This is a genomic window from Actinacidiphila alni, assembly GCF_900112845.1.
GTDB lineage: Bacteria > Actinomycetota > Actinomycetes > Streptomycetales > Streptomycetaceae > Actinacidiphila > Actinacidiphila alni.
In genome coordinates this window covers 102,856-127,167 of the sequence record NZ_FONG01000014.1, presented here as the reverse complement: position 1 = coordinate 127,167, position 24,312 = coordinate 102,856, and the positions used below count along the sequence as shown (strand labels likewise).

The following is a 24,312-nucleotide window of genomic DNA, read 5'->3' as shown; positions in this document are numbered from 1 at the left end:
TCCGGGACCCGGAAGACGACGGGTGGCCCGGGTCCGACCGAACGGCAGGGAGTCAGTGGTGGCGACGGGTGCGGCGGGTGCCGCGGGGGCGGTACCGGCGGAATTCGTGGCCGGATTTCCCGAGACGCTCGCCGAGATCTCCCGCAGCTGTCGCGTGCTCAGCCGCGCCGAGCGGGAGGGCCGCCGCGCGCTGGGCGAGCAGGCCGCCGACTCCGGGATCGCGCTGTCCGCGCTGATCGGCGGCCACCTCGGCGCGGCCCGGCACGCCTGGCCCACGCTGCCGGGGGTCGCCGGCGCGCGCGACGCCGCCGAACTGCGCAAGGTCGGCGCCGCCGTACTGGCCGCGCTGGAGGCCGGGGTCGCGGCGCTCGCCGACGGGCACGGCAGGGCGCAGCGCCACGCGGTCCGCCGGGCGGCGGGCGCCCGCAAGGCGTTCGTGGACGACCTGCTCTACGGCCGCAGCGACCCGGGCCGGATCGCCGAGCAGGCCGAGGGCTTCGGGCTGCGGCTGGCCGACCGGCACATCGTGGCGGTGGCCGCGGCCGTCGGCGAGGATCCGTACGACGAGACGCATCCGATGCTGCACCGGGTGGAGCGCGAGCTGGCGGGCCGCTTCGGCGACCACGACGCGCTGATCGCCCCCAAGGACGGGCAGCTGGTGTGCATAGCCACCAGCGTCCAGCGGCATGTGCTGGACGCCTTCGTGAAGACCGTCGCGGCGCCGCGGACCGCCGTCGGCCGCGCGCACAGCGGGGCGGTGGGCGTGGTCCGCTCCTACGAGGAGGCGCTCAGCGCGCTCGACCTGGCCGAGCGGCTCGCCCTGGAGCCCGCGGTGCTGAACGCCGCCGACCTGCTGGTCTTCCCGGTCCTGATGCGCGACCGCGCCGCGATGTCGGACCTGGTGCGTACGGTGCTCGGACCGCTGGAGGACGCCCGCGGCGGCGCCCAGCCCCTGCTGGACACGATCACCGCGTACGCCGCCTCCGGCTACGTCAACGCCGAGGCCGCCCGCCGCCTCGACCTGAGCGTCCGCGCCCTGTCCTACCGCCTCGAACGCATCGCCGCCCTGACCGGCTTCGACCCCGACGACGCCCTCCAGCGCTACACCCTGGAAACGGCGGCCATGGGCGCCCGCCTCCTGGACTGGCCGTCCACACCGGCTTAGAGATCCGTGCCGGTGACCCACACGACGGGGTGTGCCGGATCGGTCGTGCCGTCCACCGCCAGGGTCCGCGGACTTGACCGCATGCCGCTGTCGGGGCCGTCCTCGCTGTACTTCATGGTGCGGGCGACCGGCGGGTTCAGGCCGCACGGGCCCCCTGCGGGCCGGGCCGGGACTCCGGGACCGTAGACGTCCCAGTCGCCCGTGGTCACCTTGGCGGTGGTGCTTGGCGGGTCAAGACGGCTGCTCCCGAGGAACGCGATGAGGTCCGCGGGTGTCGTGGTGAAACGCATCGACAGGTCCGTCTCACCCTGCAGGCCGCCCTTGGAGGCGGTGAAGACGAGGTGTGCGGCGGCGGCCGGGACGACCAGGCCGAAGTGGCCGGCCGCCTCGGCCAGGGAGATGTTGTTGGCGCCGGTGTCCGGGCAGACCCGTGGATCGGCCGCCGCGACATGATTGTCCGGCAGCCCGGAGGACGGGCCGAGGACCGATGCCGCGCCCCAGCCGAGCAGGCCGAGCACAGCGACGGCGCTCAGCGGGATCGTCAGGCGTGCAGGTCGCTTCAAGGCCGCGTCCCTTCCCCGAGTACGGCAGAAGTGTGATCGTCATCTGCTGACGTCCGGACCGGCCGGACCGGTTCCTTCCGCTGCCGAGGAGCGGGTGGGCGCTTCCGGCGCGTTCCGGTCAGCCGCGGGTCTCGGCCGTCGCCGGGGGCGTCTGTGCCGCGCGTGGCTCGGGCAGGTCCAGGTCCGTACGGTTACGCGGGGTGGCCGTCCGTACGGGCTCGGTGGCGTCGCACGCGGTGTCCGGCGCTGTCGCCGGGCAGGAGGGCGGGTCCGCGTCCGCCGAGGGGCAGGAGCTGTCCTCCTCGGAGCGGGCCTCGTCGCATTCGGTCTTCAGGCCCGCGCTGATCGCGCGGCCGATGTCGCGCAGGACGGCGAGCTGGGCGGGGGTGAGGACGTCGAAGAGGTGCTCGCGGACGGCGGTGACGTGGCCGGGGGCAGCGGCGGCCAGCGCCGCGAAGCCGGTGTCGGTGAGTGTGGCCACCCAGCCGCGGCGGTCGCCGTCGGCGGGGCTGCGGACCACCCAGCCCTGCTTCTCCAGGGCCGACACCGCGTGCGACAGCCGGCTGCGCGAGGACTGCGACGCCTCCGCCAGCTCGCTCATCCGCCGGCAGCGCCCGGGCGCCTCCGACAGCCGTACGAGGATCTCGTAGTAGGCCATGGGCATGCCGGACTCCCGCCGGAGCTGGCGGTCGATATACGCCGAGAACTCCACGTTCGCGGTCATATACGCCCGCCAGATCTCCTGCTCGTCCTCACTCAGCCAGCGCACGTCGTCCGTCTCCATGCTCTCCAGCATACGGGTGGTTGAACTCTCAACACCATGGCGTTATGGTGGGTGAGCGCTCAACCAAAACCCCGGTTCACCGCTCAAGGAGTTCCCCATGTCCTCGCAGACCGAAGTGATCGACGGATACGTCGCCGGCAAGTGGACGATCGACGCGGTCCACTCCGACGTCTCGTTCTTCGTCCGTCACCTGGGTGTTTCCAAGGTCCGTGGCAGCTTCGCGACCTTCGAGGGCACCATCGAGACCGCGGAGAACCCGCTCGACTCCAAGGTCGAAGCGGTGATCAAGACCACCTCCGTGAGCACCAACAACGAGATGCGCGACAACCACGTCCGCAGCGCCGACTTCCTGGACGTCGAGCAGTTCCCGGAGATGACCTTCACCTCCACCGCGATCCGCCCGCAGACCGCCGAGCTGTTCGAGGTCGACGGCGAGCTGACGCTGCACGGCGTGACCAAGACCGTCACCCTCAAGCTGGAGCTGAACGGCTTCGGCACCCACTACGAGGGCCACGCCATCGCCGGCTTCTCGGCCGCCACCGAGATCAGCCGCAGCGAGTTCGGCGTGACCGGCGGCGCCGCCGGTGCCGCGGTCAGCGACAAGATCCGCATCGCCCTGGAGATCGAGGCCACCCAGGCCTGAGCCCCCTCACCCCGTGAAGGGCCCGGTGCTCTCACGCCACCGGCCGTCGGCCGCGCAGCAACTCCTGCGCGGACGACGGCCGGTGGCGTTGTGGTTGCGGTACGACCCTGCCGTAAAGCCGATGTAAAGACTTCCGGGAACCGGCAATGTGCCGCGGGTACCCCGGCTGCCAGGATCGACGTGGCGGTCGGAAAGCCACTCTGGGGGGAGGCGCGGGGGGATGGGGGAGTTCACTCGGGTCGCGCTCGGCTTTCCGACCGTGCTGTTCGGGGGAGCGCTGCTGGTCGTGGCCGGCTTCTGGGTCCTGGTGCTGGTCGGCGGAGCCGACGCGCACGGGCCCGGCCACCACGGCCACGGCGGGCACGAGGGGGGATACGGGGACGCGCACTCCGGGGGGAGCGCGCACACGGGGGAGACCGGGGACCATGGGGGCAACGGGGATCACCGGGGCGACGGGGAGAGCGGGCAGGACGCCGGGCGCGGGGGTTCCGGCGGTCTGCTCGCCGCCCTCGGCCTCGACGGCGTACCGATCACCGTCATCTTCTCGCTGCTCACCGCCCTCGCCTGGTTCCTGAGCCTGGCGGGCGCCGCGGCGCTGGACGGCGCGGACCTGCCGGGCGTCATACGGCTGGTGCTCTCCTGCGCCGTGCTGTGCGGGGCGCTGCTCGGCTCCTGGTCGCTGACCTGGCTGCTGGTCCGCCCGCTGCGCCGCCTCTTCCCGTACGAACGCCCGCCGTCCCGCGAGGATTTCGTCGGACGGGTGTGCGTGATCCGTACCGGCCGGGTCACCGGCGGCTTCGGCCAGGCCGAGGTCACCGCGCCCGACGGCTCCACCGCCGTCGTCCAGGTCCGGCAGACCGGCGAGGACCGGTACGCCACCGGCAGCACCGCACTGATCTACGGCTACGAGCCGGCCGGCGAGTTCTTCTGGGTCGCGCCCTTCGAACCGCCCTCCCTGCCGGGCCTCGAAGCCGCCGTCACCTGAGGCCCTGCTTCTCTCGCTGACAGACCGTCAATTTCCCTGCCCAGCAGGCCACTTCACTTTCGTCACGACGCAGAACCTGAGGATCCGTCATGGACGCCACCGCCATCGGAATCGGCGTGCTCTTCGCCGTACTCCTGCTCATCGCCCTCGGCACGCTGTTCACCGTGAGCCGGCTCTTCCGCAAAGTCGCGCAGGGCCAGGCGCTGATCATCTCCAAGGCGAAACACGTCGACGTGACCTTCACCGGCGCCGTCGTGCTGCCCGTGCTGCACCAGTCCGAGCTGATGGACATCTCGGTGAAGACCATCGAGATCCAGCGCACCGGCCGCGAGGGCCTGATCTGCCAGGACAACATCCGCGCCGACATCCACCTCACCTTCTTCGTCCGCGTCAACAAGACGAAGGAGGACGTGATCAAGGTCGCGCAGGCCATCGGCACCGAACGGGCCAGCCACCAGACCACGCTCCAGGCGCTGTTCAGCGCCAAGTTCTCCGAGGCGCTCAAGACCGTCGGCAAGCAGCTCGACTTCGTCGACCTCTACACGCACCGGGAGAACTTCCGGGACCGGATCATCCAGGTCATCGGCACCGACCTCAACGGTTACCACCTCGAGGACTGCGCCATCGACTTCCTGGAACAGACCCCGATGACGCAGCTCGACCCGGCCAACATCCTGGACGCGCAAGGCATCAGGAAGATCACCGAACTCACCGCGATCGAGCACGTCCGCACCAACGAGTACCAGCGCACCGAGCAGAAGGAGATCACCCGGCAGAACGTCGACGCCCGGGAGACCATCCTGGAGCTGGAGCGCCGCCAGGCCGAGGCCGAGATCAAGCAGCGCCGCGAGGTCGAGACGCTGCGCGCCAAGGAGGAGGCCGCCACCGCCCGGGTCCAGGAGGAGGAACGGCTCGGCGCCCAGGGCGCGTTCATCCGCACCGAGGAGGTGCTCGGCGTCCAGCGGGAGAACCAGCAGCGCGAGATCGCCGTCGCCCAGAAGAACCGCGAGCGTGTCATCGCGGTCGAGAACGAGCGGATCGAGAAGGACCGGGTCCTCGAAGTCATCGCCCGCGAACGGGAGACGGAGCTGTCCCGGATCTCCAAGGACAAGGAGGTCGAGTCCGAGCGCCGCGAGGTCGCCGACGTCGTACGGGAGCGGATCGCCGTCGACCGCACGGTGGCCGAGCAGGAGGAGTCGATCAAGGCGCTGCGGCTGGTGCAGGAGGCCGAGCGGGAGCGCCAGGCACTGGTGATCACCGCCGAGGCGCAGGCGCAGGAACGGCTGGTCAAGGACATCAAGGCCGCCGAGGCCGCCGAGCAGGCGGCGCAGCACAAGGCTCGCGAGTCGCTGACCATGGCCGAGGCCCGCAAGCAGGCCGCGCAGCTCGACGCCGAGGCCAAGATCCGGCTCGCCGAGGGCGTACGCGCCGAGGCCGCCGCGGCCGGGCTCGCCGACGTCGAGGTGCGCGAGCGCAGCGCCGAGGCGATCACCAAGGTCGGCCTCGCCGAGGCCGACGCCACCGCCGCCCGGCTCAAGGCGGAGGCCAAGGGCACCCGGCTGCGGGCGCTGGCCACCGCCGAGGGCACCACCGCGCAGGCCAAGGCCGACGCGGCGATGATCGGCGAGAAGCTGCGCGCCGAGGCCGCCGGCCTGACCGAGAAGGCCGCCGCGATGGCGGCGCTGGACGACGCCTCGCGCGGCCACGAGGAGTACCGGCTGCGGCTCGCCGCCGAGAAGGACATCCGGCTGGCCGGGCTCGACACGCAGCGCTCCATCGCGGAGGCGCAGGCGACGGTGCTGGCCACCGGCCTCGAACACGCCGACATCCAGATCGTCGGCGGCGACAGCGTCTTCTTCGACAAGCTGCTCGGCGCGGTCGCCGCGGGCCGCAGCGTGGACGGTTTCGTCTCCCATTCCGACACCGTGAAGACGCTGGCCGGGTCCTGGCTGGACGGCAGCGGCAGCTTCACCGAGGACGCGACGCGCGTGCTGTCCTCGTTCGGCTCCGGCGACGTCGCGAATCTGAGCGTGTCCGCGGTGCTGGCCCGGCTGATCGCCCAGGGCGGCCCGCAGACCGGCGCCCTCACCCAACTCCTGGACCAGGCGCGGGCGATGGGCCTTGCCGACGCGCCGGTGGGCGCGCTCGCGGAGGCGGCTTCCGGTGCTTCCGGCGGGGCGAGCGAGTCCGTCGGTGCCGGGCACGCTACGGCGGCGGCCGGATCGGTCAACGGCCTCGTCAAGAAGTGACGCGGCAGGACGCGGTACGGCACGAGGCGAGGGTGAGGGGCGCAGGGTGAGCGGGGAGCGGGAGCCCGGGCGGGCGGTCGGCAACGGGGACGGGGGCGGGGACGGCGGCGGCCCGGCCGCCGGGATCGACGGCGACGCGTACGAGGTGCTGCGGGCCCGGCTCGGCGCGGCCGCGCGGCTGCTCGGCGAGCGGGCCGACACCCTCAACTCCCGCCGCCAGGAGGTCTTCGGCGCCGCCGAACTCCGCCTGGACGGCACCGAGCGGCTGCGCACCGCCCGTCCCGCCCACGCGGCGGACGTCGCCGCCGTCGGCCCCTGGCTGCTGTTCGCGGCCAACCCGCAGGAGGTCGGCTCCGTCGGCGACGTCTTCCAGGTGCGCCCGGCGGCAACTGTCGGGTCGGGCGAGGCCGGTGATCACGCCGGGTCGGGCGCCCCGGACCCCCTCCCGAAGGGCGGGCCGGCCGGCCTGCTCGACGACCCCGCCTTCGTCCGCGAATTCGGCGAGCTGTACCGCTACTACCGCGAGACGCGGGTGCTGCGGCTGCGCGTCGCCGAGGGCCGGCTGCTCGCCGTCTTCCGGACCGGGCCCGGCAACGGCGACGTACGCGCGGTGAGTTGGCGGGTCGCCGCCGACGGGAGCTGTACGTACGAGGGGACCGCGCGCGAGGAGTGGGCCGACGCGGACGCCGACGCCGGTGCGTACGAGGTGAGTTGGACGGCGGCGACCCGCGAGGACCAGGTGCCGGGCCGGCACCCGCACCTCGCGCTGACCGCCGCCGACGGCGGCACCGTCACCGTCGCCACCACTGGCGGCACCCTCACCCTCGCCACCGGGGACACCCGTTACGAGGAGCCCGTCGAGGACGCGCTCCAGGCGCTCGCCGACGCCGAGGTCGCGCACGCCACCGTCGGCCCGCTGATGCTGCTGCGCATCCGCCCGTACCGCGAGGACACCGACCGGCACTTCGCGGTCAACACCAGGACCGGCGAGGCCGAACGCCTCGACGCCCTCGGCCAGGCGTGCCTGCGGCTCCCCGACGACCAGGGCGTGGTCTTCCCCGGCGGCTACGCGCTCGCCGGCGGCGGCATCCGCGCGTACGAGACCCGCGCGTACGAAACCGGCCCGGAGTCACTGGAGTTCGAGCGGATCGTGCGCTCCGCGACCGGCGAGGACATGCTGTACGTCTTCCACGCCGCGGCCGACGGACGGCGCCTGCTCCTGCCGTACAACCTGATCCGCAAGGAGGCCGCCGCGCCGCTGCACGTCCAGGGCTGCGCGCTGTACGAGGACGGCACCCTGCTGACGCTGCGCCCGGCCGACGGCGGCGAACCCGCCCGCGTGCACGCCGTGCAGCGCTGGAGCACACCCTTCCAGTCCGACGCGTACGCCGCCGCGCGGCCGGCCGGCGGCGGGCCGCTGGACCGTATCGGCAACCCCGACCTCGTACGGGCCGTCGCCGACACCCTGTCGCTCGCCCGCACCGCGCGCGCCCTGGAGGCCGCGCCCGCCCTGCCCGGCTACGAGGCGCTGGCCGTCGAGTGCGAAAGGGTGCTGGACCGGCACCATTGGCTCGGCGACGCCGAAGTGGCCGCCCAGAGCGGTGACTTGGTGCCGCCGCTGACCGAACTGCGGGACACCGCACGGCAGGTGCTCGCCGAATACGCCCGGGTCCGCGAGCTGACCGCGCGCGCCGCGGAAGCCGTGGACGAGGCCGCCGCCCGGATCGCCGCCCAGGTCCGGCAGGCGCGCGGCGAGACCGCCCGCTCGGCCGACGAATGGGTGCGGCGGCTCACCGAACTGCGCCGCTCGCAGGGCCGGTTGATGTCCCTGCGGGAGCTGCGGTACGCGGACACCGCGCGGCTCGACACGCTCGCCGCCGACCTGACCGCCGACCTCGCGCAGGCCGCGAACCGGGCGGCCGGGTACTTCGCCGACGCGCACGCCTTCGACGCCTACCGGGAGCGGGTCGCCGCCACCGCGGCCGAGGCCGCCGCCATCGGCTCGGCCGCCGACGCGGCGGGCATCGGCGCCGCCCTGGACGACCAGGCCGCCGGGCTCGGCACCGTCACCGAGACCGTCGGCGGCCTGGAGATCGCCGACGCCACCGTCCGCACCGCGATCCTGGCCGCCGTCGCCGATGTGCTCGGCGCCGTCAACCAGGCGCGGGCCGTCCTCGACGCCCGCCGCAAGGAGCTGGCCGCCGCCGAGAGCGCCGACGAATTCGCCGCCGAGAGCACCCTGTTGGCGCAGAGCGTCAGCGGGGCCCTGGCCGCCGCCGACACCCCCGAGCGGTGCGAGGAACAGCTCGGCCGGCTGCTGGTCGCGGTCGAGAACCTGGCCACCCGCTTCGCCGCCGACGAGGCACGGCTGGCCGCGCTCGACGCGCGCCGCGAGGAGATCCACCAGACCTTCGCCGCCCGCAAGCAGGCGCTCGCCGACGAACGCGCCCAGCGGGCACAGCGGTTGGCCGCCTCCGCCGAGCGCGTCCTGGCCGGGGTCCGCCGCCGGGCCGCCGAGCTGGCCACCCTCGACGACGTCAACACCTACTTCGCGTCCGACCCGATGGCCGCACAACACCGGCGGATCGCCGGGCAGTTGCGAGAGCTGGGCGATCCGGCACGGGCGGCAGAGGCCGAGGCGGCACTCGCCGCCGCCCGGCAGGACGCGGACCGTTCGCTGCGCGACCGGCTCGACCTCTACGAGGCCGGCGGCGCCGTCATCCGGCTCGGCAGGCACAAGTTCGCCGTCAACACCCAGCCGCTGGACCTCGCGCTCGTCCCGCACGACGGCGGCCTCGCCTTCACCGTCTCCGGCACCGACTACCTGGCGCCGGTCACCGATCCCGCCTTCGCCGCCACCCGCCGCTTCTGGGACCGGCCGCTGGTCTCCGAGTCGCCCGACCTCTACCGCGCCGAATACCTCGCCGCGACCCTGCTGCTGGACGCCTCGGGACCGCTCGACGACATCCCCGCGCGGGTCGCGGACGCCGCCGCGGCCCGGCTCGACGAGGGCTACGAGCGCGGCGTCCACGACCATGACGCGGTCCTGCTGCTCACCGCGCTCCACGACCTGGACGCGGCGGCCGGCCTGCTCCGCCACCCGCCCGCCGCGCGCGCCCTCGCCCAGCTCTTCTGGGCCCACGGCGCCACCCCGTCCGCCCGCGCCGCCTGGACCACCCGCGCCCGCTCCCTGACCCGCGCGGCCACCGCCTTCGGCCGTACGGGTCAGGCCGGGGCCGCGCTGTCCGCGCTCGCCGGGCTGACCGCCGAAATCGGCGCGGGCGTACGGGACTTCGCGGCACGGACGGGTCTCGGTGACGCGCCCGGATTCGGCGGTGGCGTGGGCCTTGGCGGCGTTGACCTCGGCGGGTCCGCGGGGTCCGGCGCGGCGGTCGGTGCCGACCCTTCCGGGCTCGCGGACGCCGCCGCCGGCTACCTCGTCGCCGAACTCGCCGCCGACCGGCCCGGGTTCGTCGGGGGAGCGGCGGCGCGGGCGCTGCGGGAGCGGTTCGTCGCGGCGCTCGGGGGGCCGCAGGCCGTGCCGTACAAGGAATTCCTGGACGACCTGGCGGCGCTCGGCGACGACCTGGGCGCGCGCTGGCAGCTCACCGCCGGCTGGCTGGGCACCTTCACCTCGGGGGAGCCCGAGGCGCCGGACGACGGCGAACTCGCCGAGGCCGCCGCCTCGTTCGTCCGCGGCGCCGACCTCGCCGTGTACGACTCGGACGCCGCCGTCGGCGCCACCGTGACCGGACTGCTCGGCACCCACCCGCGGATCACCGGCCGGCGCATGGCCGTACGCCTGGACGAGACCCTGGCGCGGGTGCGTCGCTTCCGGGCCGAGGAGGTGCCCGCGTACCGCACGTACCAGCGGCACCGCACCGCCGTGGTGGACGCCGAGCGGGACCGGCTCGGGCTGGCCGCGTACCGGCCGCGCCCGCTCACCGGCTTCGTCCGCAACCGGCTGGTCGACGAGGTGCTGCTGCCGCTGATCGGCGACAATCTCGACCGCCAATTCGGGCCGTCCGGCGGCCTGTTGATGCTGATGTCGCCGCCCGGCTACGGCAAGACCTCACTGATCCAGTACGTCGCCGCCCGGCTCGGCCTCGCCCTGGTCACCGTGGACGGGCCCGCGCTCGGCAGCGGCGTTACCTCGCTCGACCCCGAGCGGGCGCCCGACGCGACATCGCGCCGCGAGGTCGAGAAGATCAACTTCGCGCTGGAGCTGGGCTCCAACGCCCTGCTGCACCTGGACGACATCCAGCACACCTCGCCCGAACTCCTACAGAAATTCATCACGCTCTGCGACGCGCAGCGCCGCGTCGAGGGCGCGGCGGGCACGTACGACCTGCGCGGCAAGCGCTTCGCCGTCTGCATGGCGGGCAACCCGTACACCGAGTCCGGCCGGCTCTTCCGGGTCCCCGACATGCTCGCCAACCGCGCCGACGTCTGGAACCTCGGCTCCGTCCTGACCGGCCGCGAGGCCCTCTTCGCGCTCAGCTACATCGAGAACGCCCTCACCGCCAACGAGACCCTGGCCCCGCTCGCCGGCCGCGACCGCGCCGACCTCGAACTCCTCGTCCGCCTTGCCGAGGACGACCCCACCGCCCGCCCCGACGACCTCACCCACCCCTACCCGGCCGCGGAACGCGACGCCATGACCACCGTCCTGCGCCACCTGCTGCGCGCCCGCGCCACGGTCCTGGCCGTCAACGCCGCCTACATCGCCTCCGCGGGCCGCGCCGACGCCGACCGCACCGAACCCCCCTTCCTCCTCCAGGGCTCCTACCGCACGATGACCCGCCTCGCCGCCCGCATCCACCCCACCCTCACCACCGCCGAACTCGACACCCTGATCGACGACCACTACCGCACCGAGGCCCAAACCCTCGCCGCGGGCGCCGAATCCGCCCTCCGCCAATTCGCCGCCCTCCGCGCGGGCCTGCGGGAACGACGGGAATAAGTCGCTGGACAGTGCCGCCCCAGGTGGCCGAGGGTGTGCCGCATGGCTTCCTCCGTGCGGCACACCACGATCGACTGCTCCGACGCCTACCGTCTCGGCACCTTCTGGGCCGCCGTCCTCGACGGCAGCCTCGCCGAGGACGACTTCCCGGGCGACCCCGAGGCGCTGGTGCGCGCGGACGGGGCGGCGCTGCTCTTCGTCACCGTGCCCGACGCGAAGACCGTCAAGAACCGCGTCCACCTCGACCTCCAGCCCCAGGACCGCCCGCGCGACGCCGAGGTCGCCCGTATCGCCGATCTCGGCGCCACGGTCGTCGCCGACCACCGCCGCCCCGACGGCACGGGCTGGGTCACCATGGCGGATCCGGAGGGCAACGAATTCTGTGTCGAGCGCGGGCCGTTGGGATGAGGCACGGCACGCTGACCGAGCACGCCCGGTGCGTGTACGGGGACGAGTACCGGCCGACGCCGGAGTGCGACGCGGAGCACCTTGAGCAGTTCTTCGTCGAGGAGCTGACCTTCGCCGACGCGGACGCGATCGTCGCGATGCTCCACGAGCTGTCGCCGCAGCTCGTCGACGGCAATCTGCCGGTCTGGATCCGCAATCTCGCCTACCGCCTGGCCCTGCTCCAGCGCCCGGACGACCCCGAACTGCTCCGCGAGGCCGGCCACAGTCTCTTCATGCACGGCCCCGACTGGGACGCCATCGCGGCGGAACTGGCCCGGCGGGCGGAGGAGTTGGAGGCCGCCGCGGGTTCAAAGGGCGCGTCCTGAAAAACGGTCGCCCTGACCGGAGGGCTAGGGCGTGTCTTGTGGATCTTGCCGGGGTCGCGTGCCCTGGCACGCGCGCTCGCCGCGTTGTCGTCGGTCGACGACTCCCCCACAGCCTCCGGCGTGGGGGTGCCCCCACCGCGTCGCCTCCCTCCTCCGCCTTGCGATCACACGCACCAGACCCCGCTCCCTGATCCGGCCTGATCCACAAGACACGCCCTAGCGCTCGCCCTGGGCGAGTTCGATGGAGCCGTGGAGATCGTGCGCGGCCTCGAGGGCGCAGGCGGCGGAGAGGGTGAGGCAGGAGGCGAGGACGAGGGCTATGGTGCGCGGCGCGCGCGGGGCCCGGGCCGGGGGAAGGGTGAGCAGAGCCGCGACGCGCCGCGGGACGGGCCCGGTGGTGGCGGGGAGCGCGGCGTGCGGCCGGGGCGCACCGGGCCGGGAGGCCAGGGCGGCCCGTCCGATCGCCCGGGCGGCCAGCCGCCGGTCGCCGACCGCCGCGGCGGCGGCCTCGTCGGCCCACCGTTCGAGCGCGTAGGACAGCGGCCCGCGCAGGGCCCGCAGCGCGGGGTGGCAGGACCGGGCGAGCGCGAAGGCGGCGAGGAAGAGGTGGTGCCGCCCGGCGAGATGCGCGCGTTCGTGCGCGAGCAGCGCCTCCCGCTCGGCGGCCCCGAGGGCCCGCAGCATGCCGGTGGTGACGACGATCCGCCCGGGCCGCCCGGGCAGGGCGTACGCGTCGGGCCCGGGGTCCTGGAGCACGGTGAGGTCGCCGGCCGCCGTCCCGGCGGCGACGGCATCGCGCCGCGCCCGGGCGGCGAGTACGAGGTGCCGGCGCGCGGTCCGTACGAGCGCGGTGACGACGACGGCGAGCAGCACCGCAGCCACGCACGCGGCGGCGACCGTCACCTGGTCGCCGACGACGGGCAGTTCGAAGTGCCCGAGCGCGGCGACCGGCGGCAGCCGCAGCGCGCCCGCCCCGGCGAGCAGCAGCAGCGCGACGGTGCTGCACGCGGCGAGCGCGACGGCGGTCCCGGCGAGCAGCCAGGCCGCGAGCCGCGGCGGCAGTGCCTCGGCGAGGCGCCGCGCCGCGGGCACGGCGAGCAGCGGCAGGACCAGCGGCACCCACACGGTGTAGTTCACGAGACCTCACCGCCTTCCGCCGGAGGCGCCTCCTCGGCCCCGGCCAGCAGCTCCCGCAGCAGCCGCTCGTCGTCCGGGCCGAGCTGGGAGACGAAGCGGGCCAGGACGGTGCCGCGGTCGTCCTCGCCGGACTTGTCCAGTTCGGTGCGCATGCGGCGGGCGGCCAGGCCGGGGGAGTCCTGGACCGGCAGGTACGCGTAGCCGCGGCCGGCCCGGGTGCGGCTGACGGACCCCTTCTCGTACAGCCGGGCGAGGATCGTGGTGACGGTGGTGCGGGCGAGGGCGGTGCCCAGGTCGCGCTGCACGTCGGCCGGGGTCAGCGCGCGGCCGTCGGCCGCCCACAGGGCGGCCAGCACGCTCGCTTCGAGTTCACCCGAAGGCCGGCGGGCCGACGCATTGGCCTCCGTCATGGAACGCCCCTTCCCGCTCGTTCGTCTACAGTTCTGTAGACCGACTACACAACTGTAGTCGGACGGGTGCCCGCGCGGCACCCCGGAACCCATTATGGGAGGGCCCCACCGCCATGCCCCTGCCCGCGTTCGATCCGGTCGCGCACCATGCCGTCCACCAGGCCGTCAACGTCCTCGACGCGACCTCCCTGCTGTCGTCCTTCGGGGCGGTCGGCATCGCCGTCGTGATGTTCGCCGAAACCGGTCTGCTCATCGGCTTCTTCCTCCCCGGCGACTCGCTGCTCTTCACCGCCGGGCTGCTCTGCGTGCCCGGTGCCTCCGATGTGGTGCACCTCTCGCTGTGGCAGGTGCTGATCGCCGCGCTGGCCGGGGCGCTGCTCGGGGCGCAGACCGGTTACGCGATCGGGCGGCGCGGCGGACCCGCGCTGCTGGCCCGTACGAAGAACGCCAAGCTCCACGAGGGCGCGGCCAGGGCCGCCGAACTGCTGGAGCGCTACGGGCACGCCAAGGCCGTGGTGCTCGCGCGCTTCATCCCGGTGGTGCGGACCGTGCTCAATCCGCTGGCCGGGACGCTGAACGTGCCGGTGCGCACCTTCACCGTCTGGCAGCTCGCGGGCGGCGCCGTCTGGACGGTCGGCCTGGTCCTCGGCGGCTACGGGCTCGGCTCGTCGATCCCGCACGTCGACACGTATCTGCTGCCGATCGTCGCCGTGATCGTCGTCGTCTCGCTGATCCCGCTGGTGCTCGAAGTACGGCGCGGGCGCCGGGCCCGTACGACCGGGGACTCCGCCGGCTCGGCCTCCGCCCCGGCCTCCGCGACGGCCTCCGCCCCGTCCCCCGCCCGACCGGAGGGCCTGTGACCTCGCAATTCGACGCGGGCCTCTACCGCTGGGTCGTCGACCTGGCGGCGCGCACTCCGCAGCCGGTCGACGACACCGTCCGCTTCTTCAGCGACTACGGGCTCGGCGTTTTCGCCGTCCTGATGCTGATCGTCTGGTGGCGTGCGCGCCCGGCCGGCTCCGCCGGGATGGCCGCGGCCCTGTCCGTACCGCTCACCGTGATCGTCGCCTTCCTCGTCAACGACGGCGTCAAGTCCCTCGTGACCGAGCAGCGGCCCTGCCGGACGCTGCACACCGTGACCGTGGAGACCTGTCCGGCGCTCGGCGACTGGTCCTTCCCGAGCAACCACTCCGCCATCGCCGGGGCCGCCGCCGTCGCCCTGCTGCTGGCGCACCGCCGGATCGGCCTGCTCTACGCCGTCCCCGTCGCCGTGCTGATGGCCGCCTCCCGCGTCTGGATCGGCGTCCACTACCCGCACGACGTGGTCACCGGCATCCTGCTCGGCGCCCTCGTCGCCTGGCCGCTGTCCCTCCTGGCGCCGCGCGCCGCGCCGGCCGTGGCCCATCTGCGGGCCACGAGGCTGCGGCCGCTGCTGACGGCCGCGGCGGCCGACTGACCCCGACGGACCCCGGCCGGCACCGACGGACCTCGGCCGGCACCGGCCGGCGCCGGTCGCCTCCGCTCAGGCGCGCACGTCGGCGGACCTCACGTCACGCTCACCGGCCGGTTCACCGGCGGACTCCTGAGCGCGCTCGCCGGCGGACTCCTCCGCCGAGGTCTCCCCGGCGGCTATACCGGCGGGCTCCCCCGCGCTCTTCCCGGCGGAGCCCCCTACGGCCGCCCCGTCCGAGGACGCCTCGTCGGACTCCTCACCCGGGCCCTCCTCCGTGGAGTGGGAGTCGGTGAGCGTGAGCGCGCCGCCCGCCGCGATCAGGCCGACGACCACGGCAAGCACCGCGTACGTGACCCGCTCGCCGTGGAAGAACGACGCCACCAGGCCGTCGCTCCAGGTGCCGGCGGGCAGCTTCGCCGTGACCAGCGCCGCGATCATCGTGCCGACGACGGCGGTGCCCACGCTGGTGCCGACCTCCTGGGCGGTGTCGTTGAGCGCCGTACCGATCGACGTACGGTTCTCCGGCATCGCGTCGACCAGCGCGATCGCGCAGATCGTCATGACGGTGCGCAGGCCGATCGTCATCAGCACCATGCAGGCCGCGATGGCGACGTACCCGTGGTCGACACCCCAGGCGAGCCCGGCCAGCGCGCCGGCCAGACATGCCGCGCCGACCAGGCAGGCGACGCGGTGGCCGTACTTCTTGGCGAGCTCCTCCGACAGCGGGGTCGCCAGCACCATCGTCACGATCATCGGCAGATTCGCCAGACCGGCCCGCACCGGGCTCCAGCCGTACGCGTACTGGAAGTGCAGGATCAGTCCGAACATCACGGCGGCCATCGCGATGGCCGTCCCGATCTGCGCGATGGCGGCGCCGCGGACGGTACCGCTGCGGAAGATCTTCAGGTCCAGCATCGGCGACGGGCTGTGGTTCTCGTGCCGGACGAAGGCGAGGCCCGCGACGACGGCGCCCGCGATCGAGGCCAGGGTGACCGCCGACAGCCAGCCGTGTTCGACGCCGCTGGTCAGCGAGTAGCAGGCGAGGCCGATGGCGGCGACGCTCAGCGCGGCGCCCGGCAGGTCGAGCCGGTCGTCGGTCAGGTCCTCGCGCCGGTCGGCCGGCACGCCCAGCCGTACGCCGACGGCCGCGATCAGCGCGATCGGCGCGTTGACGACGAGCAGCCACTGCCAGCGGACGTGGGCCAGGGCGGTGCCGCCCAGCAGCGGGCCGAGGACGAAGCCGGACATGCCGACGATGATCATCAGGGTCATGGCGCGCATCCGCAGCGCCTTGTCGTCGAAGAGCCGGAAGACCAGGGAATTGGTGATCGGCGCCATGGCCGCGGCGGCGATGCCGAGGCCGGCCCGCAGGCCGATCAGCTGCCCCGTACTGGAGACCCAGACGACGCCGAGGCTCAGCAGGCCGAACACGGCCAGGCCCACCAGCAGCACGCGCCGCCGCCCGAGCCGGTCGGCCAGCGATCCCGCGGTCAGCAGCAGGCCGCCGAAGGTCAGCGAATACGCGCCGGTGACCCACTGGAGGGCGGTGGTGCCGCCGCCGAGGTCGCGGCCGATGGTGGGCAGCGCGATGGACAGCAATGTGTTGTCGACCATCTCGACGAAGAAGGCCAGACAGAGCGCGGCCAGCGGGATCCACGCGGCGCGCAGGGACGGGTAGGTGCGCGATGTCGCGCGGTCGATGGCGGTGGTGCCGGTGGTGGCGGTCATGGCGGGCCTCCTCTCGGGACGTGAACGGATATCGAACGTGGTTCCAGCATCGAACGCAGTTCTATCATGGAACGTGGTTCGATGATAGAACGAGGTTCGATAATGACGCAAGCGGTGGTTGAATGGAGACATGACGAGCCCGCGCACCCAGCCCGCCGCCGACCGGCCCCGCCGGGGGCGTCAGCGCGCCTCGCACTCCAGCGAGGCCGTCCTGTCCGCGGCCGTGGACCTGCTCGACGAGGCGGGCGAGTCGGCGCTGACCCTGCGCGCCCTCGCGGCCCGGCTCGGCACCGGCGTCGGCAGCATCTACTGGTACGTCTCCGGCAAGGACGACCTGATCCAGCGGGCCATCGACCATGTGCTCGGCGGCGTCCTGGCCGACATCGAGGCGCGGGCCGGCACCGGCGACGCGCTCGACGACCTGCGCGTCATGGCCGTCACCCTCTTCGACGCGATCGTCGACCGCCCCTGGCTCGGCACCCACTTCATGCGGGGCATCGACGTCGAGGGCAGTTCCCTGCGCCTCTACGAGGATCTCGGGCGGCAGCTCCTCCGGCTCGACCTCACCCCGCGCCAGCGCTTCCACGGTGTCTCGGCGGTCGTCGGCGTCGTCGTGAGCAACGCACTCGACATGGGCCAGGAACCGCCGCCGTCCGTCCTCGACGGCGCCGTCGACCGCGACGAATTCCTCGGCCGCTACGCCGCCACCTGGCGCACCCTCGACCCGGACGCCTACCCCTTCGTCCACAGCATCGTCGACGAATTCGACGGCCACGACGACAAGGACCAGTTCCTCGGCGCCCTCGATCTCACCCTCGCCGGCCTCCGCCTCCAGGCCGGCCTCTGACCCGGCCCGCTACCTACGGGGACAGGGGGTTACAGTGCCGGGATCTCGGCCGGCACCAGACCGGCCTGCCGCAGCAGCCCGTACAGATCGGTCTCGCCCCAGAACTCGACGATGACGCCGTCCACCAGGCGGTACGACTTGACGCCGGTCATGGTCAGGTCGCGGCCGGTGCGGTCGTGGGTGTACGTGAGCGTGAACGCGACCGACACCCGGTCGCCCGCGGCGAACAGATCGTCCACGCGCAGGCGGCAGTTGGACAGCCCCGGCGTCAGCACCGAGCCCTCCGGGTACGACCGGCCGCGTACGTGCTGCCCGGCGCCGTGCACGACGACGTCCTCGGCGACCAGGTCCTTCAACTCCCCGACCTCCAGGGTCTCGAAGACCCGGAGATAGCGGCGGACGGTCTCGGTGTTGCGCCGTTCGACTGCGGAAGGGGTCTGCTCGGCATCGGTGGTCGGAGTGGTCGGAGTGGCCACAGCGCGTCTCCTCCTCGTGCGTCGTCGTGCGTCCTCGTGCGGGGTCAGAAACGGGCGCGGTCGGCCGCCGCCTCGCCGTGCCGCCAGCCCTCGGCGTCGCGGCCCTTGAGCCGTGAGGTGGTCGTGGTCGGGAACATCCGGCGGGTCGCGTCCCGTACGTCCACCTCGCGGGCGGCCAGCACCGGCAGCAGGTCGGCGGGCGCCGCCGTCTCGGCCGTGGCCCGCTCGGTGGCGGCGGCCAGCCGTTCACGGATCCGGCCCGCGTAACCGATCAGGAAGGACTCGCGGAAATTCCGGGAGCGGGAGGTGCCGCGGTGCAGGGCGTGGTCGGCCTGGACCAGCAGGGAGGTGTAGAGCAGCTCGACGGCCTCCAGATCGGTTCCGTAACCGACCACCGTCGAGAAGCCGAAGTCGGCGGACCATACGGACTCGCAGCGGTTCGCCGCCGCGACGGCGTCCAGCAGCAGGGCCTTCGCGCCCTCGTACGGGCGGTCCACGCCGATCCTGCGGGCCCCGGGGCCCGCGCCCGTACCCGTGCCGTGGGCCGCCGCGGTGAGCAGGGCCTCGTCGATGCTGTGCCGGGTCATCAGGTGCTGGGCCTTGGCCGAGAGGGCCTCGGCCTCCTCCGGGAAGCCGGTGGACTCCGCCTTCGCGAGCAGGGCCCGGATGCGGGCCAGCATCTTGGAGGGCGGCGGCGCCTGTGTGGCGGGGGCCAGCGGGGTGATGCGGGGGAGGGCGGCGTAGAGGCGGAGCAGCTCCACGAAGGTGGTGGCGGCCGAGAAACGGTCGAGCTTTTCCGCTTGCGCGAAGGGCGTCAGGAAAGGGGCTTTTCCTTTTTGCATGGTGTGGGCGAGGCGTTCGTGGCGCGGGTCCAGTTCGCGGGAGGCCATACGGATCAGGTCCCGCACCTGCCAGCCGCGGGATTCGGCTTCCCGTACGACGTTTCTTGCCGTCCCGCCGGCTGCCCGCTCCCAATCGCCGCCTGCCGCGGCCAGTACGGACGCCGCCGCGTCCACGGCGTCGCCTCCGGCGCGGACCCGCGCCCACGCTCCCTCGAACTCCTCCACGCCCCTATCTTCCCCCGGCCCACCCGGGCCCCGTCACCCGCTACCCGTACGTGCGGACCCGCTCCCCGCGGAGGGCGGTGCGTGAGGTCTCCTGCGGAGGACGGTAACCATCAGGGGCGCGGGGAACTGCGCGCTCAGCCCCCACCGGGCCGGTGGTCGCAAAAACAACAGCGTCTGCCCCGCTGGGGGCGGTTTTTGACCCGCAGCCCCGCGCGGGCTGAGCGCGCAGTTCCCCGCGCCCCTAAAGGGGCGCCCTCCTCCGTGGGAGGGCACCCCGTCCCCGGGAGGGGCCCCAGGCCGGGGCTAGGCCGTGAGGGGGTCGAGGACCAGGGGGCGGACGCGGCCTTCGATCATCGCGCCGAGCCCCTGGACGGCGACGGTGTCGGGCCGGGGCGCGATGTGGACGGGCATGCCCGTGGCCTGGCCGAGCATGAGGTCGAGCCCGGGCATGAGCGCGCTGCCACCGGCAAGCATGATGCCCCGATCGGCGAGATCGGCGACGAGATCGGGCGGGCACGCCCGCAGGACGGTGGTGATCGCGTCGAGCACGGACGTGAGGGGAGTCCGCATGGCGTGCCGTACACCCTCGGTCTCGACCTGGACGGAGCGGGCGAGCCCGCTGACGACGTCGCGCCCGTACACCTCGGTGGTGACGGTGCCGCCGGTGCCGGGGGAGCCGAGCATCTGGTGCAGCGGCCGCACCGACTGCGTCGGCAGCATCAGCTCGTGGTGGTTGCGCAGGTGCTGGATGACGGCCCGGTCGATCGCGTCGCCGCCGACCGGCACGGTCTCCGCGGCGACGATGGAGCCGAGCGAGAGGACGGCGACCTGCGTCGTACCGGCCCCGCAGACGACGATCATCGTGGCCTCAGGGTGCTCGACGGGCAGCCCGCTGCCGACCGCCGCCGCGATGAGGGTGTCCACCAGCTCGACCTTGCGCGCGCCGAGCCCGTACAGCGTCTCGATGGCCGCGCGCCGCGCGATCGGCTCGCTGCCGTGCGGCATGCACACGGCGGCGCGCAGCACCGGCATGCGCCGCCACCGCTTGCCGAGCTTGTCGCCGAGCACGTGCTTGAGCATCCGCCGGGCCATCTCGATGTCGACGACGGCGCCGCTCGCGACCGGCCGGGCGACCCGGATGTGGCCGGGGGTGCGCCCGGCCATCTGCTCGGCGCGCTCGCCCACGGCGATCAGCGCGCCGGTGCGGATGTCGACCGCGGCCACGCTCGGCTCGTCGGCGACGACGCCGACGTTGCGGACGTAGACGCGGGTGCGGGCGGCGCCGATGTCGACGGCCACCGAGCAGCGGCGGAGCTGTTCCAGCGTGGGACTCGTGTACGTCACAGCAGACCCCCGGAGGTGGTGCGGGCGGCGCCCGGCCGCTTGTCCGCGGGCGTGGCGTCGTAGCTGGCCAGTGCCCAGATGATGAAGACGTCGATGGCGATCATGACCACCGACCAGACCGGCTGGTACGGCAGGAACATGAAGTTGGCGATCATGTTGAGACCGGCGATGAGGATGCCGCCCCAGCGGGCCCAGGCCGCGCCGGACAGCAGGCCGAAGCCGACGAGGACGGCGACGACGCCGAGCGCGAGGTGGATCCAGCCCCAGGCGGTCACGTCGAACTGGTACGTGTAGTTGCGCGTGGACACGTACACCGAGTCCTTGGCGATCCCGACGATCCCTTCGAGGATCGCCAGCACCCCGCCGAACACGAGCATCATCGCGGCGAAGACGGTGCCGCCGAGCGCCCACTCGTTCTCGCGGGGCGTCGGTCCGGTCGGCGGCGGGGGCGCGTGCCCCGGCCCCGGTGGCGGCGGTGGCGGCGGGGTGGGCGTCTCCTGGCTCATGCGGGCTCCCGAGTGCGTCGGCGGTGCGTCAGCGTCCACGGCGGGCCCGGCCGACTCCGTCTCCGGCCCCGGCACAGACCGGGGGAGACCGTTTCCGACAATGACACGCCTTTATGACAAAAGGATCTGACGATCAGTCGGACAAGGCGAGCGCGGGGCGGACGCGACTGCGCCGTACGGGTGGCCAGGGCGCCCGTACGGCGTAGCGCACGCGGGACGGGCGGGTCTCAGCCCTCGGTGCCGTCCGGCTCCTCCAGGCGGAAGCCGACCTTCATGCCGACCTGGTAGTGCTCGACCTCGCCGTCCACGATGTGGCCGCGGACCTCCGTGATCTGGAACCAGTCCAGGCCGCGCAGCGTCTGCGCGGCCCGCTTGACGCCGTTGCGCACGGCGGCGTCCACGCCCTCGTGCGAGGTGCCGACGATCTCGGTGACCCGGTAGGTGTGCTCGGCCATGACGGACCTTTCCCTCGATGGGTGAGTGCTCCGGTTCCCTCGGTGGAACCGCACACCCCGCGTCTGCCCCCCTCGCTGTCCCTCCACCGTGCCCCAGGCCCGTGAGCCACGCATCACGGCGGACGCCCCTGGCCCCACAACCGGGCATATCATCCTCAAGTGGACGATGTGCGGAGCGCGACCCCCTGGCCCACCGCCGTGATGCGCTGGATCCCGGCCGCCATGATCGTCGCCGGAGTGGTGTTCGACCTCGCCACCCCGAACCCGTACACCGGTGACACCATGCTGGCCGGCGCCTGTGTCCTCGCCGGCGCCACCCAGTCGGCCCGTACCGCCCTGCTGACCTGCGGCACCGCGATGGCGGGCGTGATCGCCCTGACGATCGAGAACGGCATCTTCGGCAGCGGCATCGGCCTGTCCGAGATCCTCAACGTCCTGCTGTCGGCCGTCATCGGCCTGTCCGTCAACCGGGTGCTGGCCCGCTCCGGGCGGCGGCTGGCCACCGTGCGGGACGTCGCCGAGTCCGCGCAGCGCGCCCTGCTGCCCGAACCGCCGCACCGGCTCGGCCCGCTCGCCATCGCCGCCCGCTACGAGGCCGCGCAGAGCGGGGCGCGGATCGGCGGCGACGTCTACGCGGCCGAGCACACGCGCTACGGCGTACGGCTGCTGATCGGCGACGTGCGCGGCAAGGGGATGGGCGCGGTCGCCACCGTCTCGGTGCTGCTCGGCGCCTTCCGCGAGGCCGCGGACGAGGAACCGGACCTGGCCGGCCTCGCCCACCGCCTCGACCGCGCCCTGGAGCGCGACCGCGCGCGTCGTCCGGGCGAGGAGGAGCTGGAGGGCTTCGCGACCGGCCTGCTGGCCGAATTCACGGACGGTACGGGCCCCGGCCGTACGGGCGAGCCCGGCCGTACGGACTCCGGCCGTACGGCCCCCGGCGGCCGGCTGCGGCTGCTCAACCGCGGCCACCCGCCCCCGTATCTGCTGCACGGCAGCACCGTCCGCACCCTCGAACCGGCCACCCCCGACCTTCCGTTCGGCATGAGCGCGCTCGGCGGCGTCCGCTCGGCGCCGGACGAGGTGGAGCTGCCCGGGGACGCCACGCTGCTGCTGGTCACCGACGGGGTGACCGAGGCCCGCGACCGGAACGGCGTCTTCTACGACCCCGAGGCCCGGCTGCCGCGCCTCGGCCCCTTCGGCGGCCCCGGCCGCGGACCGGGCGGCGGCCCGCAGCAGGCCATCGACGTCCTGCTGCGGGACCTGGCCGACTGGACCGGCGGTGTGGCGCTCGCCGACGACCGCGCGGTGCTGGCGGTCAGCCCGTGCCCGCCGTGAACCGCGCAGCCGTCAGTGATGGAAGGCGGTCGCCACGCTCTCCGGGCGGTTCAAGGGGTGCGGCTGGCGGCGCAGTTCCGGCAGCAGCCGGGTGAGGTCGTCCATCAGCAGGTCCGCGAGATCCTCGGAGAAGCCGTTGCGGACGACGACGCGCAGCACCGCGAGGTCCTGCCGGTCGGCCGGATAGGTGTAAGCCGGGACCAGCCAGCCGTGCTCGCGCAGCCGCCGCGACACGTCGAAGACGTCGAAGTTCTCCACGCCGGGCGCGGTGGTGAAGGCGAAGACCGGCAGCTGGTCGCCCTCGGTGACCAGCCGGAAGTCACCGAGTTTCGCGATCCGCGCGGACAGCGACATCGCCACGTCCCGGCTGGCCTGCTGCACCGCGCGGTAACCGTCCTTCCCCAGCCGCAGGAAGTTGTAGTACTGCGCGACGACCTGGGCGCCGGGCCGGGAGAAGTTCAGCGCGAAGGTCGGCATGTCTCCGCCGAGGTAGTTGACCCGGAAGACCAGCTCCTCGGGCAGCGCCTCCGCGTCCCGCCACAGCGCCCAGCCGACCCCCGGGTAGACCAGCCCGTACTTGTGGCCCGAGGTGTTGATCGACGCCACCCGCGGCAGCCGGAAGTCCCACACCAGGTCCTCGTCGAGGAAGGGCGCGATCATGCCGCCGGAGGCGCCGTCCACATGCACCGGGATGTGCGTGCCGGTCCGCTCCTCGTACGCGTCCAGCGCCGCGCAGATCTCCGCGACCGGCTCGTACGACCCGTCGAAGGTGGAGCCGAGCACCGCGACGACACCGATGGTGTTCTCGTCGCACAGCGCGAGCGCCGCGTCGGCGTCCAGATGCAGCCGGTCGCCGTCCATCGGCGCCAGCCGCGCCTCGACCTCCCAGAAGGCGCAGAACTTCTCCCAGCACACCTGGACGTTGGCGCCCATCACCAGATTGGGGCGGGCGGTCGCCGGATACGCCGGGGTGCGCCGCATCCAGCGCCGCTTGAGCGCCATCCCGGCGAGCATGCACGCCTCGGACGAGCCGGTGGTGGAACAGCCGACGGCCGCGGACGGGTCGGGCGCGTTCCACAGGTCGGCGAGGATCGACACGCAGCGCCGCTCCAGCTCGGCGGTGCGCGGGTACTCGTCCTTGTCGATCATGTTCTTGTCGGCGCACTCCGCCATCAGCACCCCGGCCTGCGGCTCCATCCAGGTGGTGACGAAGGTCGCCAGATTCAGCCGGGAGTTGCCGTCGAGCATCAGCTCGTCGTGCACGATCTGATACGCGGCGTGCGGCGACATCGGGCCGTCGGGCAGCTTGTGCTTGGGCGGGGCGGTGGTCCGGCCGGCGACCGGGTCCGCCTCGCCGAAGAACGGGTTGACAGCGATGTTGCGGGCGGTGTCCGTGCCCTTGTGCAGCGACATGTCGGCCTTCCGTGGC

At 73.5% G+C, this 24,312-nt stretch carries 22 protein-coding genes; 11 read left to right on the top strand and 11 right to left on the bottom strand.

Going from position 1 to position 24,312, the window contains the following annotated elements; translation table 11 throughout:
* Positions 1–55: 55 nt before the first annotated feature.
* Positions 56–1,165, top strand: a complete 1,110-nt coding sequence (locus BM076_RS22940; protein WP_407640695.1) for a PucR family transcriptional regulator — start codon at positions 56–58, stop codon at positions 1,163–1,165.
* Here BM076_RS22940 and BM076_RS22935 read toward each other — a convergent pair.
* Together BM076_RS22935 and BM076_RS22930 are read right to left on the bottom strand one after the other, a co-directional pair.
* On the bottom strand, positions 1,162–1,728 hold the full coding sequence (locus BM076_RS22935; protein ID WP_143120614.1) for a hypothetical protein: 567 nt from the start codon (positions 1,726–1,728) through the stop codon (positions 1,162–1,164). The genes BM076_RS22940 and BM076_RS22935 overlap by 4 nt on opposite strands.
* Before the next feature lie 118 nt (positions 1,729–1,846).
* Positions 1,847–2,512, bottom strand: a complete 666-nt coding sequence (locus BM076_RS22930; RefSeq protein ID WP_093715631.1) for a MarR family winged helix-turn-helix transcriptional regulator — start codon at positions 2,510–2,512, stop codon at positions 1,847–1,849.
* A gap of 97 nt (positions 2,513–2,609) precedes the next feature.
* Here BM076_RS22930 and BM076_RS22925 point away from each other — a divergent pair, with 97 nt between their 5' ends.
* The 6 genes from BM076_RS22925 (at position 2,610) to BM076_RS22900 (ending at position 12,125) form a co-directional block, all read left to right on the top strand.
* Positions 2,610–3,155, top strand: a complete 546-nt coding sequence (locus BM076_RS22925) for a YceI family protein (RefSeq protein ID WP_093715550.1) — start codon at positions 2,610–2,612, stop codon at positions 3,153–3,155.
* A 220-nt stretch (positions 3,156–3,375) separates the two neighbouring features.
* On the top strand, positions 3,376–4,140 hold the full coding sequence (locus BM076_RS22920; RefSeq protein ID WP_093715549.1) for a hypothetical protein: 765 nt from the start codon (positions 3,376–3,378) through the stop codon (positions 4,138–4,140).
* An 89-nt stretch (positions 4,141–4,229) separates the two neighbouring features.
* On the top strand, positions 4,230–6,389 hold the full coding sequence (locus BM076_RS22915; protein WP_093715548.1) for a hypothetical protein: 2,160 nt from the start codon (positions 4,230–4,232) through the stop codon (positions 6,387–6,389).
* 46 nt (positions 6,390–6,435) lie between these two features.
* Positions 6,436–11,352 (top strand): DNA repair ATPase, encoded by a 4,917-nt coding sequence (locus tag BM076_RS22910; protein ID WP_177246563.1) that lies wholly within the window; start codon positions 6,436–6,438, stop codon positions 11,350–11,352.
* Positions 11,353–11,394: 42 nt separating this feature from the next.
* Positions 11,395–11,760 carry a VOC family protein gene (locus tag BM076_RS22905; RefSeq protein ID WP_093715546.1) on the top strand — a complete coding sequence of 122 codons (366 nt, stop codon included), beginning with the start codon at positions 11,395–11,397 and terminating at the stop codon, positions 11,758–11,760.
* The gene (locus BM076_RS22900) at positions 11,757–12,125 is read left to right on the top strand and encodes a hypothetical protein (RefSeq protein ID WP_093715545.1); all 369 of its coding nucleotides are present in this window, start codon (positions 11,757–11,759) and stop codon (positions 12,123–12,125) included. The genes BM076_RS22905 and BM076_RS22900 overlap by 4 nt, the downstream gene beginning before the upstream one ends.
* A 216-nt stretch (positions 12,126–12,341) precedes the next feature.
* Here the strand turns inward: BM076_RS22900 and BM076_RS22895 are convergent, their stop codons facing one another.
* On the bottom strand, positions 12,342–13,262 hold the full coding sequence (locus BM076_RS22895) for a M56 family metallopeptidase (RefSeq protein WP_093715544.1): 921 nt from the start codon (positions 13,260–13,262) through the stop codon (positions 12,342–12,344).
* The gene (locus BM076_RS22890; protein WP_093715543.1) at positions 13,259–13,672 is read right to left on the bottom strand and encodes a BlaI/MecI/CopY family transcriptional regulator; all 414 of its coding nucleotides are present in this window, start codon (positions 13,670–13,672) and stop codon (positions 13,259–13,261) included. Before BM076_RS22890 ends, BM076_RS22895 begins: the two co-directional genes overlap by 4 nt.
* 113 nt (positions 13,673–13,785) lie before the next feature.
* On the opposite strand from BM076_RS22890, the gene BM076_RS22885 reads away from it, so the two are divergent.
* Positions 13,786–14,532 (top strand): DedA family protein, encoded by a 747-nt coding sequence (locus BM076_RS22885; RefSeq protein WP_093715542.1) that lies wholly within the window; start codon positions 13,786–13,788, stop codon positions 14,530–14,532.
* The gene (locus BM076_RS22880; protein WP_093715541.1) at positions 14,529–15,128 is read left to right on the top strand and encodes a phosphatase PAP2 family protein; all 600 of its coding nucleotides are present in this window, start codon (positions 14,529–14,531) and stop codon (positions 15,126–15,128) included. Before BM076_RS22885 ends, BM076_RS22880 begins: the two co-directional genes overlap by 4 nt.
* A 66-nt stretch (positions 15,129–15,194) precedes the next feature.
* Here the strand turns inward: BM076_RS22880 and BM076_RS22875 are convergent, their stop codons facing one another.
* The gene (locus tag BM076_RS22875) at positions 15,195–16,853 is read right to left on the bottom strand and encodes an MFS transporter (RefSeq protein WP_093715540.1); all 1,659 of its coding nucleotides are present in this window, start codon (positions 16,851–16,853) and stop codon (positions 15,195–15,197) included.
* Between the two features lie 130 nt (positions 16,854–16,983).
* On the opposite strand from BM076_RS22875, the gene BM076_RS22870 reads away from it, so the two are divergent.
* Complete coding sequence (locus tag BM076_RS22870; RefSeq protein ID WP_093715539.1) at positions 16,984–17,700, top strand: TetR/AcrR family transcriptional regulator; 717 nt, start codon at positions 16,984–16,986, stop codon at positions 17,698–17,700.
* A gap of 29 nt (positions 17,701–17,729) precedes the next feature.
* Here BM076_RS22870 and BM076_RS22865 read toward each other — a convergent pair whose 3' ends face one another.
* The 5 genes from BM076_RS22865 to BM076_RS22845 form a co-directional block, all read right to left on the bottom strand.
* The gene (locus BM076_RS22865) at positions 17,730–18,176 is read right to left on the bottom strand and encodes an ester cyclase (RefSeq protein ID WP_093715538.1); all 447 of its coding nucleotides are present in this window, start codon (positions 18,174–18,176) and stop codon (positions 17,730–17,732) included.
* Between the two features lie 44 nt (positions 18,177–18,220).
* A complete protein-coding gene (locus BM076_RS22860) occupies positions 18,221–19,243 on the bottom strand; it encodes a DUF2786 domain-containing protein (protein ID WP_245796232.1) in 1,023 nt (340 codons plus the stop codon).
* 303 nt (positions 19,244–19,546) lie between these two features.
* Entirely contained in the window at positions 19,547–20,587 is a 1,041-nt protein-coding gene (gene mreB / locus BM076_RS22855) for a rod shape-determining protein (protein WP_093715537.1), read from the bottom strand.
* Positions 20,584–21,093 carry a DUF7144 family membrane protein gene (locus BM076_RS22850; RefSeq protein ID WP_245796231.1) on the bottom strand — a complete coding sequence of 170 codons (510 nt, stop codon included), beginning with the start codon at positions 21,091–21,093 and terminating at the stop codon, positions 20,584–20,586. The genes mreB and BM076_RS22850 overlap by 4 nt, the downstream gene beginning before the upstream one ends.
* A 227-nt stretch (positions 21,094–21,320) precedes the next feature.
* Positions 21,321–21,548: a dodecin gene (locus BM076_RS22845; RefSeq protein ID WP_093715536.1), complete on the bottom strand. Its 228-nt coding sequence runs from the start codon at positions 21,546–21,548 to the stop codon at positions 21,321–21,323.
* 159 nt (positions 21,549–21,707) lie between these two features.
* On the opposite strand from BM076_RS22845, the gene BM076_RS22840 reads away from it, so the two are divergent.
* A complete protein-coding gene (locus BM076_RS22840; RefSeq protein ID WP_245796230.1) occupies positions 21,708–22,883 on the top strand; it encodes a PP2C family protein-serine/threonine phosphatase in 1,176 nt (391 codons plus the stop codon).
* A gap of 12 nt (positions 22,884–22,895) precedes the next feature.
* Here the strand turns inward: BM076_RS22840 and BM076_RS22835 are convergent, their stop codons facing one another.
* A complete protein-coding gene (locus tag BM076_RS22835; protein WP_093715535.1) occupies positions 22,896–24,296 on the bottom strand; it encodes a glutamate decarboxylase in 1,401 nt (466 codons plus the stop codon).
* Positions 24,297–24,312 lie beyond the last annotated feature (16 nt).

Excerpts from the sequence above, each read along its gene's own strand:
- BM076_RS22930 (WP_093715631.1), bottom strand. The coding sequence starts at position 2,512 with ATGGAGACGGACGACGTGCGCTGGCTGAGTGAGGACGAGCAGGAGATC.
- BM076_RS22925 (WP_093715550.1), top strand. The coding sequence starts at position 2,610 with ATGTCCTCGCAGACCGAAGTGATCGACGGATACGTCGCCGGCAAGTGG.
- BM076_RS22920 (WP_093715549.1), top strand. The coding sequence starts at position 3,376 with ATGGGGGAGTTCACTCGGGTCGCGCTCGGCTTTCCGACCGTGCTGTTC.
- BM076_RS22915 (WP_093715548.1), top strand. The coding sequence starts at position 4,230 with ATGGACGCCACCGCCATCGGAATCGGCGTGCTCTTCGCCGTACTCCTG.
- BM076_RS22905 (WP_093715546.1), top strand. The coding sequence starts at position 11,395 with ATGGCTTCCTCCGTGCGGCACACCACGATCGACTGCTCCGACGCCTAC.
- BM076_RS22900 (WP_093715545.1), top strand. The coding sequence starts at position 11,757 with ATGAGGCACGGCACGCTGACCGAGCACGCCCGGTGCGTGTACGGGGAC.
- BM076_RS22890 (WP_093715543.1), bottom strand. The coding sequence starts at position 13,672 with ATGACGGAGGCCAATGCGTCGGCCCGCCGGCCTTCGGGTGAACTCGAA.
- BM076_RS22885 (WP_093715542.1), top strand. The coding sequence starts at position 13,786 with ATGCCCCTGCCCGCGTTCGATCCGGTCGCGCACCATGCCGTCCACCAG.
- BM076_RS22875 (WP_093715540.1), bottom strand. The coding sequence starts at position 16,853 with ATGACCGCCACCACCGGCACCACCGCCATCGACCGCGCGACATCGCGC.
- BM076_RS22870 (WP_093715539.1), top strand. The coding sequence starts at position 16,984 with ATGACGAGCCCGCGCACCCAGCCCGCCGCCGACCGGCCCCGCCGGGGG.
- BM076_RS22850 (WP_245796231.1), bottom strand. The coding sequence starts at position 21,093 with ATGAGCCAGGAGACGCCCACCCCGCCGCCACCGCCGCCACCGGGGCCG.
- BM076_RS22845 (WP_093715536.1), bottom strand. The coding sequence starts at position 21,548 with ATGGCCGAGCACACCTACCGGGTCACCGAGATCGTCGGCACCTCGCAC.
- BM076_RS22835 (WP_093715535.1), bottom strand. The coding sequence starts at position 24,296 with ATGTCGCTGCACAAGGGCACGGACACCGCCCGCAACATCGCTGTCAAC.